Source organism: Pseudorhodoferax aquiterrae, assembly GCF_014652235.1.
Classification (GTDB): Bacteria; Pseudomonadota; Gammaproteobacteria; order Burkholderiales; family Burkholderiaceae_C; genus Pseudorhodoferax; species Pseudorhodoferax aquiterrae.
Map to the genome: position 1 here is coordinate 370,420 of NZ_BMYK01000001.1, position 18,281 is coordinate 388,700.

Consider the following 18,281-nt stretch of genomic DNA (forward strand, 5'->3'; position numbering starts at 1 on the left):
TCATGCAGCCATCCAGCCGCCGTCGACCATGAGCTGGGCGCCGGTGGTAAAGGTGGAATCGCGGCTGGCCAAAAACAGCACGGCGCGTGCCACGTCGATGGGCTCGCCCAGGCGCGGCCAGGGCGTGCGGCGCGTGGCGCGGTCCATCACGGCGGGGTCGAGCGCGCGGCCGCCCTGGCCGGTCTGGATCTTGCCGGGCGCCACCGCGTTGCAGACGATCTGCTGCGCCGCGTAGTCGGTGGCCACCTGGCGCGTGAGGTAGGCGATGCCGGCCTTGCTCACGCCATAGGCCAGGTCCTCGGGCGCGGCGATCATGCCGTGCTGCGAGGCCAGGTTCACGATGCGGCCGCGCACGCCCTCCACGGGCTCCTGGCCCTGCATCTGGCGCACGGCGGCGCGGCAGCAGCGGTAGACGCCCGAGAGGTTCACGTCGAGCACCCGCTGCCAGTCGGCCTCCTCGAGGTCCAGCAGCGGCCGCGCGTGGCGGATGCAGGCGTTGTTGACCAGCACGTCGAGCCGGCCGAAGCGGGCCACGGTCTGCGCCACGAGCGCATCGACCTCTACCGTGCTGGCCACGTCGGTGGCGATGAACGCGGCGCGTCCACCGGCGGCCTCGATGGCCGCCACGGTGGGCGCGCCGCCTTCGATGACTGCGGTGGTCACGTCGGCCACGACCACGCTGGCACCGTGTGCGGCCAGCAGGCGCGCGATGGCGCGGCCGATGCCGGAGGCCGCGCCGGTCACGATGCAGACCTGGCCGGCCATGCGGGCCGCCGCGGCGGGCTGGAGGGCGTAGGGGTCAGGCATGGGCGGAATTGGGTTGGGTGGCGCGCCGCCAGGCGAAGAAGTCGTCGGCCGCGGTGCGCAGGTCGTAGCGCGGCACGAAGCCGGTGTCGGCGCGCAGGTGGGCGATGTCCATGGGCGCGCGATCGTAGGGCGCGTAGTAGTCGATGTCGGCCTGCTCGGCGCCACCGGCCGCGATCTGCCAGGACCAGCCCGGGTGCGCGGCGGCCACCGCGGCGCACCAGTCGGACATGCGGCCCATGAAGCCCGCGGCCACGTTGTAGACGGGGCGCGGCAGCTGCGGACGGTCCAGCAGGGCCTGCAGCCCTGCGGCGGCGTCGCGCACGTAGAGCCAGTCGCGTGTGCTCTCGCGCGGCAGCCGCACGGCCTCGCCGCGCTCTGCGCGCAGCAGCACCTGCAGCGGCGCGCTGAGCGTGTCGCGCACGCCGGTGTCGGCCTCCCAGGGGCCGAAGCAGGTGCCCAGGCGGCCGACCACGAGGTCCAGGCCGTGCAGGGCGGCCAGGCGCCATGCCGCGGCTTCGGCGGCCTGCTTGGAGATGCCGTACAGGCCTTCGGGCCGCAGCGGCGTGTTGTCCTCGTGCAGCGCCTGCGCGCCGATGCCGCTCGCGCCGTAGACCGACCCGGAGCTGGCGTGCACGACACGGCGCACACCCGTGGCTGCGGCCGCCGTCACGGCCGCCACCACGCCGCCCAGGTTGACCTCGAAGATCGCGCCGGGCGCGGCGCGCTCGCGCCGCGCGTCGGCCGTGATCGCGGCCAGCGTGACGAGCCGGTGCGGCCGGTGCGCGAGCATGGCGGCTTCCAGGGCCGCCGCATCTCGCACGTCGCCCTGCACCAGGCTGATGCGGCCCGGCAGCGCGGCGAAAGCCCGGGCCGCGGCCGGCGGCAGCGGCGCGCGGTCGAAGCCCACGACGGCCTGGCCGTCCCGCAGCAGGCGCTCGGCCAGCGCCAGGCCGACGAAGCCGCAGGCGCCCGTGATGAAGGTCGGCATCAGGCCGGCACCGCCATGGGTTCCGGCCGCAGCAACTGCAGGATGCGGCGCTTGGTGTCGTTGAACTGCGGGCTGGTCGAGTCGCGCGGGCGCGGCAGGTCGATGGTCAGCATCTCGCGGATGCGGCCCGGCCGCGCCGACATCACGGCCACGTGGGTGCCCAGCGCCAGCGATTCCTCGATGCCGTGCGTCACGAAGACGATGGTGCTCTGGCTGTCGCGCCAGATGCGCACGAGCTCGGCGTGCATCTCCATCTTGGTCTGCTCGTCGAGCGCGCCGAAGGGCTCGTCCATGAGGATGACCTCGGGGTTCATGAGCAGCGCGCGCGCGATGCCCACGCGCTGGTTCATGCCGCCCGACAGCTCGCTCGGGTAGTGGTTCTCGAAACCCTTCAGGTTCACCATCTCGATGTAGTGCTGGGCCTTCTTGCGGCGGATCTCCTTGCCCACGCCCTGCATGGTCAGGTGGAAGGCCACGTTCTCCCAGACCGTGAGCCAGGGCATCAGCGTGGGCTGCTGGAACACCACGCCGCGGTCGGCACCGGGCGCGGTGATGGACTGCCCGCCCACGCGCACGCTGCCGCTGGAGGGCTTGTCGAACCCCGCGATGAGGTTCAGCAGCGTGGACTTGCCGCAGCCGCTGGGCCCCAGCAGGCACAGGAAGTCGTTGCGCGCCACGTGCACGCTGACATCGTCCAGCGCCTTGACGGCGCTGCCGCGCTTGGGGTCGTCGAACAGGCGCGTGACGTGCTCGATTTCGATCAAACTCATTTCATGCTTCCTTGGCCTGGAGGGTGGAGCCGCGCTGCCAACGCAGCACGCGGCCGGCGAACAGCTTGATCGCGAGGTCGCTCAGAAAGCCCAGGAGGCCGATGCTGACCATGGAGGCGATCACGATGTCGTAGCGCAGGAAGTAGTAGGAATCCCAGAGCACATAGCCCACGCCGCTCTTGACGGCCACCATCTCGGCCGTGACGGTCAGCATCCAGGCCGAACCGATGGCGATGCGCAGGCCCGAGAACACGCTGGGCAGCGCGGCCGGGAACACGATGTGGCGCAAGAGCTTGCCCGGCGTGCCGCCGGCCATGGCGCCGGCGCGCAGCAGGTTGCGGTCGCAGGTCTTCACGCCGTGGATGGTGGACAGCAGCACCGGGAAGAACGAGCCCAGGAACACCAGGAAGATGGCGGGCTTGTTGGCGATGCCGAACCAGATGATGGCCAGCGGAATCCAGGACACGGGTGGCACCGGCCGCAGGATCTGCAGCACGGGCTCGATCAACCGCTCCACGGTGCGCGACCAGCCGATGGCCATGCCGAGGGCGATGCCCAGCACGGTGGAAATGGCGAAGCCGGCGAACACGCGCGAGGCGCTGGCGGCCACGTCCTGCAGCCAGTGGCCGCTGTAGGTCTGGGTGTTGCCGTCGGTCGCGAAAACCCAGTCCGCCCAGGCCAGCAGCACCTGCGAGGGGGCCGGCAGCAGCGCGGGCGGCAGCACGCCGGAGCGCGAGAACAGCTCCCAGCCGATCAGCAGCGCCACGGGGACCAGGGCGCGCTCGATGCGGCGGTAGAAGCGGAGCAGGGCGCAGTTGCGGGTCACGCGGCGGTCCTCAATATCCGAGCGCCGACTTGGGCTGGCCGGTGGCGGCTTCCAGGAAGCGGTAGTCCATGTTCTTCTGGACCGCGGCGCTCACGTCGCTGTTGATGTACTTCAGCTCGCGCATCATCTGCGCGATGGCCACGGCGGATTCGCGGTGCATGGCGTAGTCGGGGTACAGGTTGGCGGCGGCGCCGGTGGCGATCGCCTTGTCCAGGCCCGTCACCTTCTGGATGGTGTCGATGAACTGCGCCTTGTCGCTCTCCATGAGCTTGTTGACCTTGATGATGGAGCGCACCGTCTCTTCCACGCCCTTGGCGCGGCCGGCGATCACGTCCGAGCGCGTCACGATCAGGTTGGTCAGCTTGCCGGCGGCCTGGTCGTAGGGGAAGGCGAAGAATTTGGCGGCCTTCACTTCCCGGATCTGGGTGGCGAAGGGGTCGACCGAGCAGATCAGCTCGACCTCGCCGCGGCGCAGCGCCTGCACGTGGTCGGACGGGTTCGGGATGTTGACGAACTGCACGTCCTTGTTGATGTCGATGCCCTGCCTGGCGAAGGCGCCGCGCATGTGGATGTCCTGCGCATTGCCGCGCGAGGCCGCCACGCGGAAGGGCTTGCCCTGGGCCTTGTACTCGGCAATCAGCTTCTTGAGGCCGGCCCAGTCGTTCTCGGCCAGCGGCAGGTCGTTGCCCACGAGGATCTGCGAGCCGCCGTTGATCTGGCCCGAGATCGCGACCACGTCGAAGCCCTTGTCGAGCGCGGTGGCGTAGTGCAGGTAGGTGACCTGGGCCACGTCGATGCTCTTGGAGAGCAGGGCGGTCAGCACGTCGTTGCCGGTGTTGAAGGCGATGGCTTCGAGCTTGACGTTGCTGGCGTTGGCCGGGGTGAGGGCCAGCGGCGTGCAATGTGCGCACTTGGCGTAGCCGAGCTTGATGGCGTCCTGGGCCTGGCCTGCCAGCGGCAGGAGGGCGGCCGCCGCGAGGGCGAGGCGGGCGAGAAGTTTGAACATGGGGCTCCCTGGGGTTGGACGGGCCCGCGGGGGCGGGACCTGCAGCCATCCAGCAAGGGATGTGCCAAGTTTGTATCCAATCTTGTAAGTATTTGGCGCCAAACGGTTTCGCTGTTGAACCGGTGCTGGCGCCAGCCGAGCAGGGCACGGAAATGGATCCACGCCATGCGCCACTTTGGATACAAAGTGCCCGGCCTTGGTGCGCTCAGCGCCAGTAGTGCTTGCCCTCGGCGCCCCACAAGGCACGGGCGGCCTCTTCGGCTTCGCGGCAGACCGTGTCCATGTCCACGCGCGTGGGCCGGCCGTTCTCCACGAGGACCTCGCCGTCCACGACCACCATGGACACGTCGCGGCCCTGGCCCGTGTGGACCAGGTTGCCCAGCGGGTTCACATGCGGGCGCAGGTGCGGCCGGTTCGCGTCGAAGACGACGAGGTCGGCCGCCTTGCCGAGTGCCAGGCTGCCCAGTTCGTCCTGCAGCCCCAGGGCCTTGGCGCCGCCCAGCGTGGCCATGTGGAACACGTCGCGCGGCTGCCAGCTGTCGTCCACGCGGCCCTCCTGCACACGCGCGGTGACCAGGGCCCAGCGCATGAGTTCCACCATGTCGCCGTGCTGGGTGTCGGTGGCCAGCGCCATGTTCACGCCCGCGCGCTTGAGTAGGGGCGTGGGCGCCAGCCGTCCCGAGGTGGCGTTGCACTTGGGGATGTGCACGGCGTGCGCGCCGGCCGCGGCCATGCGGGCCGCATCCTCGGGCGTCACGTAGATGCAGTGGCCGCCCATCAGGCGTTCGTTGAGCAATCCCGTCTCGGCCAGCACCTCGGTGGAACTGCGGCCGCAGCGTGCACGCACGCGCTCCACCTCCACCTGGCTCTGGCCCAGGTGGGTGCTGACCACCAAGCCATGCTGCTGCGAGGCCGCGGCCACCTCGCGCAAAAAGCCCTCCGAGCAGGTGTCGACCGCATGCGCGGCCAGGTTCACGCGCACGCGCGGGTGAGAAGCCCAACGCGCGTGCAGGTCCAGGCCGGCCTGCAATGTGGCGTGGCCGATGGCCGCGCTGTGGTGCCAGTCGCCATGCGCCACGCGCGCGAAGTCCACGTCGTGGATGCGCCAGCTCGGCGCCAGCCGCATGCCGAGTTCGACCATGGCCTCGGTGGTCACGTCGGCATGCACGAAGTTGTCGCCCAGCACGGTGGAGCCGAACAGCAGGGCCTCCAGCGCGCCGAGGCGGGCGAGCGCGCGCGCCTGCGCGGGGTTGACCTGTGTGCCCTTGGGAATGCCGGGCGTGTACGAGGGCGCGAAGCCCAGGTCGGCCGCCACGCCGCGCACCATGGAGAGGATGGAGTGCGCATGGGTGTTGACGAAGCCCGGCGTGACAAAGTGGTCCGGCAGGCGCAGCACGCGCGCGGCCTCGTAGCGCTCGGGCGGCTGGGCGGCCAGCCAGGTGATGCGGCCGTTGTGGATGCCGATGGCGGCGCCGCGGATCTCGGGCTGGGCGGGGTCGGCCGTCAGCGCGATGGCATCGAGCAGCAGCAGGTCGAAGGTGGGGGTGTGGTCGGTGGTCGTCATGCGGCCGTTGCAAGCAACGGCCGTGCCGACTTTGTATCCAATCTGCGGGCGAACTGTCGCCGATGGGTCAGCCCAGAAGAGCTTCCGCCAGATCGATCTCCGGCGCGGCCTCGGCGTCCAGGTTCAGCGACTTCTCGATGTGGTGCAGGTGCTCGTCCATGAGGGCCACGGCCGCTTCGGCATCGCCGGCCTCGATCGCGTCGAGCAGCACGGTGTGCTCGTCGTTCGGGCAGGCCGCGCCGGTGGGTGCGTCGAAGGTCAGGATGGCCAGGCAGGTCAGCGGCGTCAGTTCACGCAGCATGCGCGCCATGATCGCGCTGCCCGACAGCTGGGCCAGCAGCACGTGGAATTCGCCCGACAGCCGCACGGCTGCGCGCCGGTCGCCGTTGGCATGGGCCTGCTGCTCGCGCTTGACCAGCGTGCGCAGCTGCTTGAGGGCCGTGCTGGCCTTGCCGGCGGCAATGCGCTCGATCAGCCGCCGCACCACGGCCGGCTCCAGCGTGCGCCGCACCTCCAGCACGTCGTGCGCCTCCTCGGCACTGGGCGTGGTCACGAAGGCGCCGCGGTTGGGAATCAGCGTCACGAGCTGCTCCACGGCCAGGCGCTGCAGCACGCCGCGCACCTGGGTGCGGCTGACCGCGAACAGCTCGGCCACGCGCTCCTCCGACAGCTTGGTGCCGGGCAGCAGCCGGTGCTCGACCACGGCCTCGTAGATGCGTTCGTAGATGTCGTCCTTGGAGGCGGCCTTGCCGCTGGCGTGGGGAGAGGACAGCCGCAGCGTGCGCCGGGACGGAGGGGTGGCCATGGTGGACCTGATGACGGTGGTGTAGGGGGTGGGCGGGTGAAGGCGGGCAGATGGTAGCGGCTGGACGGGTGTTCAGCCGCCCGGCAGTTCGCTGAACAGACGTCCCCAGCCCTGGACGCGGCGCGTGTCCACGCCGGCCAGACGCAGCGACTTCCAGACCGCCGTGGCGATGGTGTCGTAGACGGGCATGCCCAGCTCGGTCTCCAGGGCCGGCACCAGCTGCGCGGCGCGCAGGTTGGTGCAGAAGGTGGTGATGCACTGCGGACCGGCGGCCGCCAGCGCGCGCGCCATGGCCTCGATCTGCGCGGGCGTGACCTCGGAGAACTCGAAGTTGACCTGCTTGTCCAGGTGGCGCTCGGCCACGCAGTCGAAGCCGCTGGCGCGGTAGTTGGCCACGATGCGCTGCTGCACGTCGTCCAGGTAGGGCGAGGCCAGGCCGAAGCGCGTGCGGCCCGACAGCTGCATGGCCTCGTTGAGCGCCAGCACCGAGGTGCAGGCCGGGATGCCGGTCTCTTCGGTGATGCGCGCGCACAGGGCCTCGTCGGTCTGGAAGCCCAGCCAGCCCGAGGAGGTGCCGTTCCAGGCGATCACGTCCACGCGCGCGTCGGCCAGCAGCCGCGCCGCCTGCAGGATAGGCTCCAGGTCGAACTGGCCCAGCGCCTGGGCACGCAGCGAGATCTCGGTCACGCGAAAGCGCGCGAAATGCGCCGACACCTCGGGCAGCCCCGCGAGCATGGCGGCCGTGAGCGGCTCCAGCGCGGTGTTGGACGAGGGCGTCAGCATGCCCAGCAATACTCGTTTCATTTCAGCGATCCGTGGTGTCGTGTGGCCGAGCGTAGCGATGGCCCGTGTGTGACCCCGCTCCCGGGGCCCCTGTGCCCACGCCGAGGAGCACAGTGGCCTGGGCGGCGCGGGGAACCTCGCGCTTCAACATCTGACTCATCGTGCTTGTTTGAGCGAAGTGAACGCAGTGAACGAAGCGAGTTGCACGATGCGCCCAGGCCGCGAGCACCGCAGGTTGCCCGGAGCGCCAGCGGAGGGTCGTGGGCACCGGGGTCGCCTTCTCTTTGGTTACTTTCTCTTGGCGAGACAAGAGAAAGTGACTGCACTGCCGGGGGCATATCCCGGCCCCTGGTGGTCGTGCATGCGCAGCGCGTTCTATTGGGCACAGAGGCGGGGATTTCGCCCCCGCACGGCGACCTACTTTCTTGGCTATCGCCCAAGAAAGTAGGCAAAGAAGGCGACCCCGGTGCCCCTGTCCCTCCGCTGCGCTCCGGGCAACCTGCGGTGCTCGCGCCATGGGCTGCATTGCACAACTCGCACCGTTCACTGCGTTCACTCAGCTCGAACAAGTGCAATGAGTCAGTCAACGAAGCGCAAGGTGCCCTTGCGCAGCCCATGGCGCTGCGCTCCTCGGCAGGGGCACAGGGGAACAAGCGGGGACCATTCGGGCCATCGCTGCGCTCGGCCTGGCGTTCGGGCCGTCGCTTCGCTCGGCCGACCAACGGCCTGCAGGACCGCGATACAGGCCGTGCAGTGAGAACGTGCAAACGCGGCCTCACACCTTGACTTCGCGGTTGAAGCGGTCGATGTACTCGCCACGGCGCGGGTTGAGCTTGGCCCAGTCCACACCGTTCATGGCTTCGATCTCTGCCACGTTCTTCGCGTAGGCCTGCAGGCCGGGGCTGAACTGTGCCTTGCTGCTGACCGGCGCGACGAAGTAGGGCGCGGCCGCCATCTGGGTCTGCACCTCGGGGCTCAGCGCGGCGTTGATGTAGGCGGCAGCCAGGTCGGGGTTCTTGGTGTTCTTGACGATGTGCATCACGCTCTTGATGTGGATCCAGCCCGTCTCGGGCTTGGCCAGCGCCACCGGCACCCCCTTGCCCTGCAGGTCGCCCACGTTGTTGTTGTAGTGCACGGAGATGTCGATCTGGCCCTGCTGGAACAGCGTGGCCAGCGCGCCGGGGTTGCTGGCCACGGCGCTCACGTTGGGCAGCAGCTTCTTGACGAACTGGAAGGCGGGCTCGAGGTTCTCCTCGCTGCCGCCGTTCAGGCGCGCGATTTCCACCATCCAGGCCGACATCAGCGTGGAGCCCATGCCGGCCAGCCCCACGCGGCCCTTGTACTCGGGCTTGAGCAGGTCGTTCCAGTTCTTGGGCGGGTTCTTGATCTTCTCGGTGTTGTAGGCGATGCCGATGATCTGCCCCGACACGAACACGCCCAGGCCGCGCGGGTCCACGAGCTTGGGCGGCACGTCCTTGAGGTTGGGCATCTTGTCCACCGGGATCTTCTCGAAGATGTCCTGCGACAGCGCGGCCAGGTAGGGCCCTTCGTCCAGGATCACCACGTCGTAGGGCGGGTTGGCCTTGGAGGCGACGATCTTGGAGACCGTGTCCACCGCCAGCGAGGAGACCAGGCTGGTCGAGGCCCCGGTGGCCTTGGCGAAGGCCGGCAACAGGATGCTGCGGTGCGCCGACTCCCAGGCGCCCGGGTAGGTGGTGGCCGAGATGGTCTTGGACTGGGCGTGCGCCAGGCTGGCGTGCAGCGGCAGTTGGGCGGCACCGAAACCGGCGGCGGCCTGCAGCAGCGTGCGGCGGGACAGGGACATGGGTGGACTCCTAGGTTGCGAGGGCGGCCCGATGGCGGGACGGGGCATGCCAGCGCAAGCTTTGTGCCATCGCCTGTATCCAAGGTTTTCACGAGCCCACCTCCCAAGCCGGTGCGGCGGCTGCGCCAATGTGGCGCACTTCGCACCAAATTGTGCCCAATGAAAAAACAGATTGTGTCCAATCTGCGCATTGGTTGTAGCCAGCCGAAGTGGCGGCTTGTGGCACGTTTCTTGAGTTGCCGCAGGCAGCGCGGCGCATCCGGTGCCGCATCCCAACCAGGGCCCCCGCATGCAAGCTTTCGATCGAACCGCCAGTGTCGGCATCGTTCTCGACCAGATCCACCACCGCTACGCCGGCGCCACGGCGGTGGAGTCCGTGTCGCTGGACATCCCGGCCGGCGAACTCGTCGCGTTGCTGGGCCCCAGCGGCTGCGGCAAGACCACGCTGCTGCGCATCGTCGCCGGCCTGTTGCGCCAGAGCGGCGGCCATGTGCGCATCGGCGGCGAGATCGTCGATGCGCTGCCGACCAACGAGCGCGGCGCCGGCATCGTGTTCCAGAACTACGCGCTGTTCCCGCACATGACGGTGGCCGACAACGTGGCCTACGGCCTGCGCGCACGCGGTGTCGCGGCCGCCGAGGCGCGCGACACCGCCGCGCGGATGCTGGCCATGGTGCGCATGGCCGACTACGGCCGGCGCTACCCGCGCGAGCTGTCGGGTGGCCAGCAGCAACGCGTGGCGCTGGCGCGCACGCTGGCCGTGCGCCCGCGCGTGCTGCTGCTTGACGAGCCCTTCGCGGCACTCGACAAGAACCTGCGGCTGGACATGCAGATCGAGATCCGGCGCATCCAGCGCGAGCTCGGCATCACCACCATCCTGGTCACGCACGACCAGGAGGAGGCCATGTCCATGGCCGACCGCATCGCCGTCATGCATGCGGGTGTGGTCGAGCAGTTCGACACGCCCGAGGCCATCTACGACCGGCCGGCCACGCTGTTCGTCGCCACCTTCATCGGCACGGCCAACCTGCTGCCAGGCCAGCTGCGCAGCGCCGAGGGCGGCTATGTGGTGGACTGCGCGGACGGCGGCGCGATCTCGCTGGAGCGGGCCGCGCCCTGCTCGCGCGTGGGCAGCGTGGTGGTCGCGGCGCGGCCGGAGAACCTGGTGCTGGCCGGCTCCACCCATGGCGCGCTGCCGGCCCGCGTGGAGATGGTGCTGCCCCTGGGGCCTTCGCTGGTCTACGAACTCGCGCTGGCCACGGGCGGCACGATCAAGGTCACCCAGCCGCGCAGCGCGGGCCAGATGCGCTTTGAGGCCGGTGAACAGGTGGGCGTGCGGCTGCGCCCCGGTGCCCCCGCTGGCGTGTTCGCGGGCTGACGCGATGGCCAGCGCCACCGCACCCCGTTTCGCGCCGCCGCTGGGCCTGGCGCTGCCTTTGGGCCTCTTCTTCGGGGTCTTCGTGCTCGCCCCCATGCTGCTGCTGGGCTGGATCAGCCTGCACGACGACCAGGGCATGACCCAGTTCGGCATCGCCCAGTACGCCAAGTTTCTGGGCGACGGCTTCAACCTCTCGGTGCTGGGCGGCACGCTGTGGCTGGGCCTGAAGGTCACGGCGTTGACGCTCGTGATCGGCTTTCCACTGGCCTACCTCTACACCCAGGCACTCGCGCGCTGGCAGGGCCTGCTCATGCTGCTGATCGTGCTGCCGTTGCTCACGAGCTCGGTGGTGCGCACCTTCGCCTGGGTCGTGATCCTGGGACGCCAGGGCATCGTCAACACCGCGCTGCTGGACTGGGGCCTGATCGCCGAGCCGCTCAAGCTGCTCTACACGCCGGGCGGCGTGACGGTGGCGCTGGCGCAGATCGAGCTGCCGCTCATGGTGCTGCCGCTCATCACTTCGCTCATGAACACCGACGCCAACCTGCGCCAGGCCTCGTTGGCGCTGGGCGCCGGCCACTGGCGCACCTTCTGGCAGGTCACGCTGCCGCTCACCATGCCGGGCCTCCTGGCCGGCGCGCTGCTGGTGTTCGCCTCCAGCATCAGCGCCTTCGTCACGCAGACGCTGGTGGGCGGCGGGCAGCAGATGTTCATGCCCTACTACATGTACCAGCAGGCCATCCAGGCCAACAACTATCCGTTCGCCGCCGCGATCGCGATGCTGCTGCTGGCCAGCGTGCTGGCCGTGGTCGTCGCCATCAACGCGCTGGGCCGCCGCAGCCGGGGATTCGTCCATGCCTGATGCCTTCGTTTCCGGCGCGCCCGTGCGCCCCGCCCCCGCGCCGCGTGCGGCCGAATCGCTGGCCGGCGCCTTCGAGCGGCGCTCGTTCTGTGCCGTGTTCGGCGTGCTGGGCATTTGCGCCGGCGTGCTGCTGCTGGCGCCGACCGTGGTGGTGCTGATCACTTCGTTCACGAGCGGCTTCTCGCTCAAGTTCCCGCCGCCGGGCTACTCGGTGCGCTGGTACCAGGCGCTGTGGGATTCGCCCGAACTGATCGAGGCCGGCGTGCTGTCGCTCAAGCTGGCGGCCGTGGCCACCGCCATCTCGGCCGTGCTGGCCGTGGCCGCCGCGCTCGCGCTGGCGCGCCGCAGGGAGGGCTGGGCGCGCGCGGCCGAGGCCGTGCTGCTGTCGCCGCTGATGCTGCCTGCGCTGGCCATCGGCCTGTCGCTGCTGATGCTGTTCAACATCGCGGGCACGGGCCTGTCGTTCACGACGCTGGTGCTGGGCCACATCGCGATCACCACGCCCTACATCCTGCGCACCACCTCGGCCAGCCTGCTGCAGATGGATGGCGTGCTGCTGGAGAGCGCCCACTCGCTGGGCGCCTCGCCGCTCTATGTCTTCCGCACCATCACGCTGCCGCTGATCGCGCGCGGCGTGCTGGCCGGTGCCTTCATCGGCTTCATGTATTCGTTCGACAACGTGGCCGTGTCGCTGTTCTTGTCGGACGCGCGCAGCGAGGTGCTGCCCATCCGCATGTGGCACATCATCGAATCGAACCTGGATGTGCGGGCCGCGGCCGTGTCGGGCGTGCTGATCGCGGCAACCCTCGTGCTGATGGTCCTCATGGAGCGCGTGGCCGGCATCACCCGCCACATGCGGTGATGCCAGCCACCGGTTCAGCTGTGGTGGACCTGGTCGCCGCCCCAGCGAAGACGCAGCGCGAGGTAGTCGGCCTCCAGCACGCCACCGCGCAGCGCCATGGCACGGCCGGTCAGCGCGCAGAAGCGCTCGACGCTGTAGTCGCCCAGGTCGCTGCGGCGCAGTGTGGCGTGGCGCAACGCCAGCACCAGCGTGGTCACGCCGGCCAGCTGGAGCGCGCCCGCGCACATGGGGCAGGGCTCCATCGTGCAGTACAGCGTGGCGCCCTGCGCGGCGGCCGGGCCATGGGCCGCAAAGGCCTGGCGCAGCGCATCGGGCTCGGCGTGCAGCGTGGGGTCGCCCTGGCTGACCTGGCGGTTCTGGCCGCGCGCCAGCAACTTTCCACCCTGCACCAGCACCGCGCCGGTCGGCCAGTCGCCGCGCGCATAGGCTTCCTGGGCCTCGTTCAGCGCCAGGCGCATCCAGTGCTCGTCGTTCATCCCAGACCTTTCACAACATTCGGAGCCACACCATGAGCAAGAAACGCACCCTGTTGCGCAACGCACGCGTGCTGCTGGGCGATGCGCTCGCGCTGTCCGACGGCCCGCAGGATCTGTTGGTCGAGGCCGGCCGCATCGCCGCCATCGCGCCGGCGGGCCACCTGGGCGAGGCCGAGCAGGTCGTCGACCTGAGGGACCACCTGCTGGTGCCCGGCCTGGTCAACGGCCACCAGCATTCGCACGAGCACTTCCAGCGCGGCCGCACGGAGAACCTGCCGCTGGAGCTCTGGATGCAGCTGGTGCGCACGCGCACGCCGGTGCCGCTCACGCCGCGCCAGGTCTACCTGCGCACCATGGTCGGCGCCATCGAATCGCTGCGCACGGGCGCCACCACCATCGTGGACGACATGGCGTTGGGCGGCGCGATCGACCGCGAGCGCATCGCCGCCGTGCTGCAGGCCTACGACGACGTGGGCATCCGCGCGCTGCTGGGCTTCGCGATGATGGACAAGCCCATCGTCGACAACTTCCCGTTTCTTGAGGCCCATGTGCCGCCCGCGCTGGTGGCCGAGCTGCGCGCCGCGCCGCGGCCGGCGGGGGCCGATCAACTGGCCCTGGTGCGCGACCTGGCGCGCGCGCGGCATCCGCAATCGCGCCGCGTGGGGGTGCTGGTCTCGGCCTCGGCACCGCAGCGCTGCACCGAGCCCTTCCTGCGGGACGTGCGCGCGCTGGCCGACGAGCTGGCCCTGCCGGTCATCACGCACGTGCAGGAGACGCGGCTGCAGGTCGTCACGGGCCAGCTGTTCTACGGCTGCCCCATGGTCGAGTACCTGGACCGCATCGGCTTCCTGAAGCCCGCCACCAGCCTGATCCACGCCGTGTGGCTGAACCCGCGCGAGATCGCGGCGCTCGCGCGCACCGGCGCCACGGCCCAGCACAACCCCTGGAGCAACCTGCTGCTGGGCTCGGGCGTGCAGCCCGTGCGCGAGTTGCTGGACGCCGGCGTGAACGTGAGCCTGGGCTCGGACGGCTCGTGCTCCACTGTCACCGTCAACATGCTCAACGTGCTGGGCAGCGCCGCAGCCGTCTCCAAGCTGCGCGGCGACGACCACCGGCGCTGGTTGTCGGCGCACGAGGCGTTGCACGCCGGCACGCTGGCGGGCGGACGCGCGCTGGGCTTCGGCGAGCAGCTGGGGGCGCTGCGCGTGGGTGCCATCGCCGACCTCGTGGGCTACCGCACCGACACGGTCACGTTCACGCCCTTCAACGATCCGGTGCGCCAGCTGGTCTATGCCGAGCGCGGCGCGGGCCTTGGCTTCTCCATGGTCGATGGCGAGGTCGTGGTCGCAGGCGGCGCGCTGCGTTCGGTCGACGAAGCCGCTTTGCTGCGCGAGATCGAGCGCGAGTTCGCGCACCTGGCTCCGCGGTACGCCCAGGCCGAGGCCGAGATGGCGCCGGTGGTCGATGCGCTGGAGGGCATCCACCGCGAAGGGCTGGCCACGGGCATTGCGCCCGATACCTTCGCGGCGAGGTTGGCATGAGCGCGCGCGACTTCTCGGGCTACCGCTGGAACTATCCGCAGCTGCGCTGGCCTGGCGACACCGGCCTGGCGGTCTCCTTCGTGCTCAATGTGGAGGAGGGTGCCGAGTTCGCGCTCAGCGCGGGCGATCTGCGCAACGAAAGCCACCACGAGGTCAAGCACGAGGTGGTGGGCGCGCCCGACCTGTGCATGGAGAGCCAGTTCGAGTACGGCGCGCGCGTGGGCTACTGGCGCATCACGCGCGCGCTCATGGAGGCCGGCATCCCGCTCACGCTGAACGCCTGTGCGCGGGCGCTGGAGACCACGCCCTGGATCGCCACGGATGCGGCCGAGCAGGGCTTCGAGGTCTGCTGCCATGGCTGGCGCTGGGAGTCGCATGCGGGCATGGCCGAGGAAGAGGAGCGCGCGCTGATCGCGCGCTGCGTGGAGAGCATCCGCCGCCTGCACGGCCGCGCACCCGTGGGCTGGCACACCAAGTCCTCGGCCTCGGTGAACACGCGGCGCCTGCTGGTCGAGCAGGGCGGCTTCCTCTACGACAGCGACGCCTACAACGACGACCTGCCTTACTACGTGCGCGTGGCCGGCCGGCCGCATCTGGTGCTGCCGTACGCCTTCGACACCAACGACATGCGCTTCTTCGACAGCTACGCCTACGTGCGCGGCAGCGACTTCGCCGACTACGCGATCGACGCCTTCGACGCGCTGCTGGCCGAGTCGCGCGCCACGCCGCGCATGCTGTCCATCGGCCTGCACACGCGCATCATCGGCCGGCCCGGCCGCATCGAGGGCCTGCGCCAGCTGACGCGCCACATCGCGCAGCGCGGCGGCGCCTGGTGCGCCACGCGCGAGCAGATCGCGCGGCATTGGCTGGCCCACATGCCGCCGGAGGCTGCATGAAGCTGCTGCTGGTCAACCCGAACCTGACCCAGGCCGTGACCGACGCGGTGCTGGCCGCCGCGCGCAGCCGCGCCGCGCCCGGCACCGAACTCGTGGCCGTGACCGGCCGCTTCGGCCCCGCCGTGATCGGCTCGCGCGCGGAGAACGCGCTCGCGCAGCACGGCGTGCTGGACCTCGTGGCGCAGCACGCGCCCGGTTGCGATGCCGTGGTGCTGGGCGTCTCGCTCGACACGGCGCTGTGGGCCTGCCGCGAGTTGCTGGACATTCCCGTGGTCGGCATGACCGAGGCCGGTTTGCTGTGCGGTGCCACGGTGGCCACGCGCATCGGCCTGTTGACCAACGGCGCACGCATGGGACCGCTGTACCGCGAACTCGTGCAGTCCTACGACCTGGGCGAGCGTCTGGCCGGCGTGGAGACGCTCACGCTCACGCCGCAGCAGATGGTGGGCGCGCCGCAGGAGGCGCAGCAGGCCGTGCTGGAGGCTGTGTTGGCAGGTGCCCGCACGCTCGTCGAGCGGGACGGCGCCGAAGCCGTGCTGCTGGCCGGCGCGGCCATGGCGTCCATGGCCGATGCGCTGCAGCCGCGCCTGCCCGTGCCGCTGCTGGACGGCGTGGGCTGCGCCGTGGCGCTGGCCCAGGCCCTGGTGGGGCTGCGCCTGCCGCGCGCCCGCGTGGGCAGCGTGAGCCCGACGGGTGGGCGCGCCGTTCAAGGCGTGTCGCCCGCACTCACCGCATTGTTCGGAAGGTCGGCATGACGGAACTCCATGCGCACAGCGCGCGCGCCCTGGCGGCGCAGGTCAGGGCGGGCGTGCTCAGCGCGGTGGCCGTGGCGCGCCACTTCATCGACCGTGTGGAGCGCCTGAACCCCGGCCTCAATGCCATCGTCCAGTTCGATGCGGAACAGGTGCTGGCCGAGGCCGCGGCCGTGGATGCGCGTCTGGCCGCGGGCGAGGATCTGCCCATGGCCGGCGTGCCGTTCACGGTCAAGGACAACCTCTGGGTCGCAGGCCGGCGCATCGCCCAGGGTTCGCGCCTGTTCGAGGACTTCGTCGCGCCGCGCGACGCCTGGGCCGTGGCCCGGCTGCGCGCGCGCGGCGCGGTGGTGCTGGGCATCACCAACTGTTCGGAGTTCGCTTGCAAGGGCGTGACCAGCAACCTGCTGTACGGCGCCACGCGCCACCCGCTGGACCCGGCGCTGACGCCGGGCGGCTCCTCCGGCGGCGCCGTGTCGGCCCTGGCCGCGGGCCTGGGCCTGCTGGCGCTGGGCACGGACGCGGGCGGCTCCACGCGCCGGCCCGCCGCGCACTGCGGACTGGTGGGCTTCAAGCCCAGCAACGGGCTGATCCCGCACCCCTGGGGTTTCGCCGAGCCGAACTTCGGCCTTTCGGTGATCGGCCAGCTCGCACGCGACGTGGACGACTGCGCCTGGCTCTACGACCAACTGCTGGCCTTTGATGCGGCCGACCCGGCCGGTGTGCCGATCGCCGTGGGCCTCGAGGCGTCGCCAGGTCTGCAACAAGCCGTGACCGGCCTGCGCGTGGCCTGGAGCCCGCAGCTGGGCTGCGACTTCGCGGTCGATGCCGACGTGCTGCAGGCGCTGCAGCAGCGCGTGGACGCCTTGCGCACGGCCGGTTGGCAGATCGACGATGCCGACCCGCCCTGGCCGGCCGAGGCGCGCGAGTACCCGCTGCTGGCACTGCAGCAGGCCGGCCTGCACGCGCTGTACGGCGCGCGGCTGGCCGACGCGCGCGAGCGCATCGACCCCGTGCTCGTGGCCCAGATCGAGGCCGGTGCCGAGGTCACGCCCGCGCAGGTGGCGCGCGCATTGCGGCTCAAGGAACGGCTCAGCGCCTGCCTGGTGCGCTTCTTCGAGCGCTACGACCTGCTGCTGTGCCCCACCACGCCGGTGACGGCCTGGCCGCTCGCCCAGCTCGGCCCGCCCGCCATCGGCGGCCGCCCGGCCGGCCCGCGCGGGCATGCGGCGTTCACGCCCTTGTTCAACTACTGCGGCGTGCCGGCCTGCTCGGTGCCGGCCGGCACGGTGCGCGGCCTGCCCGTGGGGCTGCAGGTGGTGGGACCGCGCTTCGAGGATCCGCGCGTGCTGCAGGCGGCACGGGCGGTCGAGGCGCTGGGTTCCTGAGCACGGACGTCGCGGCGCGCGGCGGCGCAGGTGCTCGCCTGTCATTCTCGGCGCTGTTGTTGGAAATAACCGACACCACGCCCCCACGCATGGCGCTACCTTCGCGCCCATGTCTTCCGAACCACGCCTGTGGGACATCTCGCCGCCCGTGCACGCGGGCACGCCGGTGTTCCCGGGCGACACCCCCTACCAGCAGCGCTGGGCCGCCAGCATCGGCCCCGGCTGCCCCGTCAACGTCGGCGAGCTGACGCTCTCGCCGCACGTGGGTGCGCACGCCGATGCGCCGCTGCACTACGACCCGGATGGCGCGGCCATCGGCGCCGTGGACCTCGCGCCCTACCTGGGGCCGTGCCGCGTGGTCCATGCCATCGGCGGTGGGCCGCTCGTGCAGTGGGCGCATCTCGCGCATGCGCTGGACGGCCTGCCGCCACGCCTGCTCGTGCGCACCTACGCCACCATGCCGCAGGACCGCTGGGACCCGCAGCTCGCGGCCTATGCGCCCGAGACGGTCGAGCGGCTCGCGGCCCTGGGCGTGCGGCTGATCGGCATCGACACGGCCAGCATCGACCCGGCCGACAGCAAGACGCTTTCCAGCCACCAGGTGATCCGCCGCCACGGCATGCGCGTGCTCGAGAACCTCGTGCTCGACGACGTGCCCGAGGGCGACTACGAACTCATCGCGCTGCCGCTCAAGCTCACGACGGCCGACGCCTCCCCCGTGCGCGCGGTGCTGCGCGAACTCCGGAACTGAA

18 protein-coding genes are annotated in these 18,281 nt (G+C 70.7%); 8 read left to right on the forward strand and 10 right to left on the reverse strand.

The annotated features are described in order from the left end of the window. The 9 genes from IE209_RS01715 to IE209_RS01755 all read right to left on the reverse strand — a co-directional run bounded on the left by IE209_RS01715 (position 1) and on the right by IE209_RS01755 (position 9,374). Positions 1-807, reverse strand: a complete 807-nt coding sequence (locus tag IE209_RS01715) for an SDR family NAD(P)-dependent oxidoreductase (protein ID WP_229882642.1) — start codon at positions 805-807, stop codon at positions 1-3. Continuing rightward, a complete protein-coding gene (locus IE209_RS01720) occupies positions 800-1,795 on the reverse strand; it encodes an NAD-dependent epimerase/dehydratase family protein (RefSeq protein WP_189685297.1) in 996 nt (331 codons plus the stop codon). The genes IE209_RS01715 and IE209_RS01720 overlap by 8 nt, the downstream gene beginning before the upstream one ends. After that, positions 1,795-2,565, reverse strand: a complete 771-nt coding sequence (locus IE209_RS01725) for an ABC transporter ATP-binding protein (RefSeq protein WP_189685298.1) — start codon at positions 2,563-2,565, stop codon at positions 1,795-1,797. The genes IE209_RS01720 and IE209_RS01725 overlap by 1 nt, the downstream gene beginning before the upstream one ends. Before the next feature lies 1 nt (position 2,566). Beyond that, on the reverse strand, positions 2,567-3,391 hold the full coding sequence (locus IE209_RS01730; protein ID WP_229882643.1) for an ABC transporter permease: 825 nt from the start codon (positions 3,389-3,391) through the stop codon (positions 2,567-2,569). A gap of 10 nt (positions 3,392-3,401) precedes the next feature. After that, complete coding sequence (locus IE209_RS01735) at positions 3,402-4,397, reverse strand: ABC transporter substrate-binding protein (protein WP_189685299.1); 996 nt, start codon at positions 4,395-4,397, stop codon at positions 3,402-3,404. Between the two features lie 205 nt (positions 4,398-4,602). After that, a complete protein-coding gene (locus tag IE209_RS01740; RefSeq protein ID WP_189685300.1) occupies positions 4,603-5,961 on the reverse strand; it encodes an amidohydrolase family protein in 1,359 nt (452 codons plus the stop codon). A gap of 67 nt (positions 5,962-6,028) precedes the next feature. Next, complete coding sequence (locus IE209_RS01745; protein ID WP_189685301.1) at positions 6,029-6,766, reverse strand: GntR family transcriptional regulator; 738 nt, start codon at positions 6,764-6,766, stop codon at positions 6,029-6,031. A 72-nt stretch (positions 6,767-6,838) separates the two neighbouring features. Further along, on the reverse strand, positions 6,839-7,570 hold the full coding sequence (locus IE209_RS01750) for a maleate cis-trans isomerase family protein (RefSeq protein WP_189685302.1): 732 nt from the start codon (positions 7,568-7,570) through the stop codon (positions 6,839-6,841). Positions 7,571-8,324: 754 nt separating this feature from the next. After that, the gene (locus IE209_RS01755) at positions 8,325-9,374 is read right to left on the reverse strand and encodes an ABC transporter substrate-binding protein (protein WP_189685303.1); all 1,050 of its coding nucleotides are present in this window, start codon (positions 9,372-9,374) and stop codon (positions 8,325-8,327) included. Between the two features lie 289 nt (positions 9,375-9,663). On the opposite strand from IE209_RS01755, the gene IE209_RS01760 reads away from it, so the two are divergent. The 3 genes from IE209_RS01760 to IE209_RS01770 are packed head-to-tail and all read left to right on the forward strand — an operon-like array spanning position 9,664 to position 12,476. Beyond that, positions 9,664-10,752: an ABC transporter ATP-binding protein gene (locus IE209_RS01760; protein ID WP_189685304.1), complete on the forward strand. Its 1,089-nt coding sequence runs from the start codon at positions 9,664-9,666 to the stop codon at positions 10,750-10,752. Between the two features lie 4 nt (positions 10,753-10,756). After that, complete coding sequence (locus tag IE209_RS01765) at positions 10,757-11,614, forward strand: ABC transporter permease (RefSeq protein ID WP_189685305.1); 858 nt, start codon at positions 10,757-10,759, stop codon at positions 11,612-11,614. Next, the gene (locus IE209_RS01770; RefSeq protein ID WP_189685306.1) at positions 11,607-12,476 is read left to right on the forward strand and encodes an ABC transporter permease; all 870 of its coding nucleotides are present in this window, start codon (positions 11,607-11,609) and stop codon (positions 12,474-12,476) included. Before IE209_RS01765 ends, IE209_RS01770 begins: the two co-directional genes overlap by 8 nt. Positions 12,477-12,490: 14 nt before the next feature. On the opposite strand, the gene IE209_RS01775 is transcribed toward IE209_RS01770, so the two are convergent. After that, on the reverse strand, positions 12,491-12,952 hold the full coding sequence (locus IE209_RS01775) for a nucleoside deaminase (protein ID WP_189685307.1): 462 nt from the start codon (positions 12,950-12,952) through the stop codon (positions 12,491-12,493). A 32-nt stretch (positions 12,953-12,984) separates the two neighbouring features. Between IE209_RS01775 and IE209_RS01780 the strand changes: the two genes are divergently transcribed. The 5 genes from IE209_RS01780 (at position 12,985) to kynB (ending at position 18,280) form a co-directional block, all read left to right on the forward strand. Then, entirely contained in the window at positions 12,985-14,493 is a 1,509-nt protein-coding gene (locus tag IE209_RS01780) for an amidohydrolase family protein (RefSeq protein ID WP_229882644.1), read from the forward strand. Next, entirely contained in the window at positions 14,490-15,389 is a 900-nt protein-coding gene (locus IE209_RS01785; RefSeq protein WP_189685308.1) for a polysaccharide deacetylase family protein, read from the forward strand. Before IE209_RS01780 ends, IE209_RS01785 begins: the two co-directional genes overlap by 4 nt. Beyond that, positions 15,386-16,144, forward strand: a complete 759-nt coding sequence (locus tag IE209_RS01790; RefSeq protein ID WP_189685309.1) for an aspartate/glutamate racemase family protein — start codon at positions 15,386-15,388, stop codon at positions 16,142-16,144. Before IE209_RS01785 ends, IE209_RS01790 begins: the two co-directional genes overlap by 4 nt. Next, entirely contained in the window at positions 16,141-17,529 is a 1,389-nt protein-coding gene (locus IE209_RS01795) for an amidase (protein WP_189685310.1), read from the forward strand. Before IE209_RS01790 ends, IE209_RS01795 begins: the two co-directional genes overlap by 4 nt. A 109-nt stretch (positions 17,530-17,638) precedes the next feature. Continuing rightward, entirely contained in the window at positions 17,639-18,280 is a 642-nt protein-coding gene (gene kynB, locus IE209_RS01800) for an arylformamidase (RefSeq protein ID WP_189685311.1), read from the forward strand. Position 18,281 lies beyond the last annotated feature (1 nt).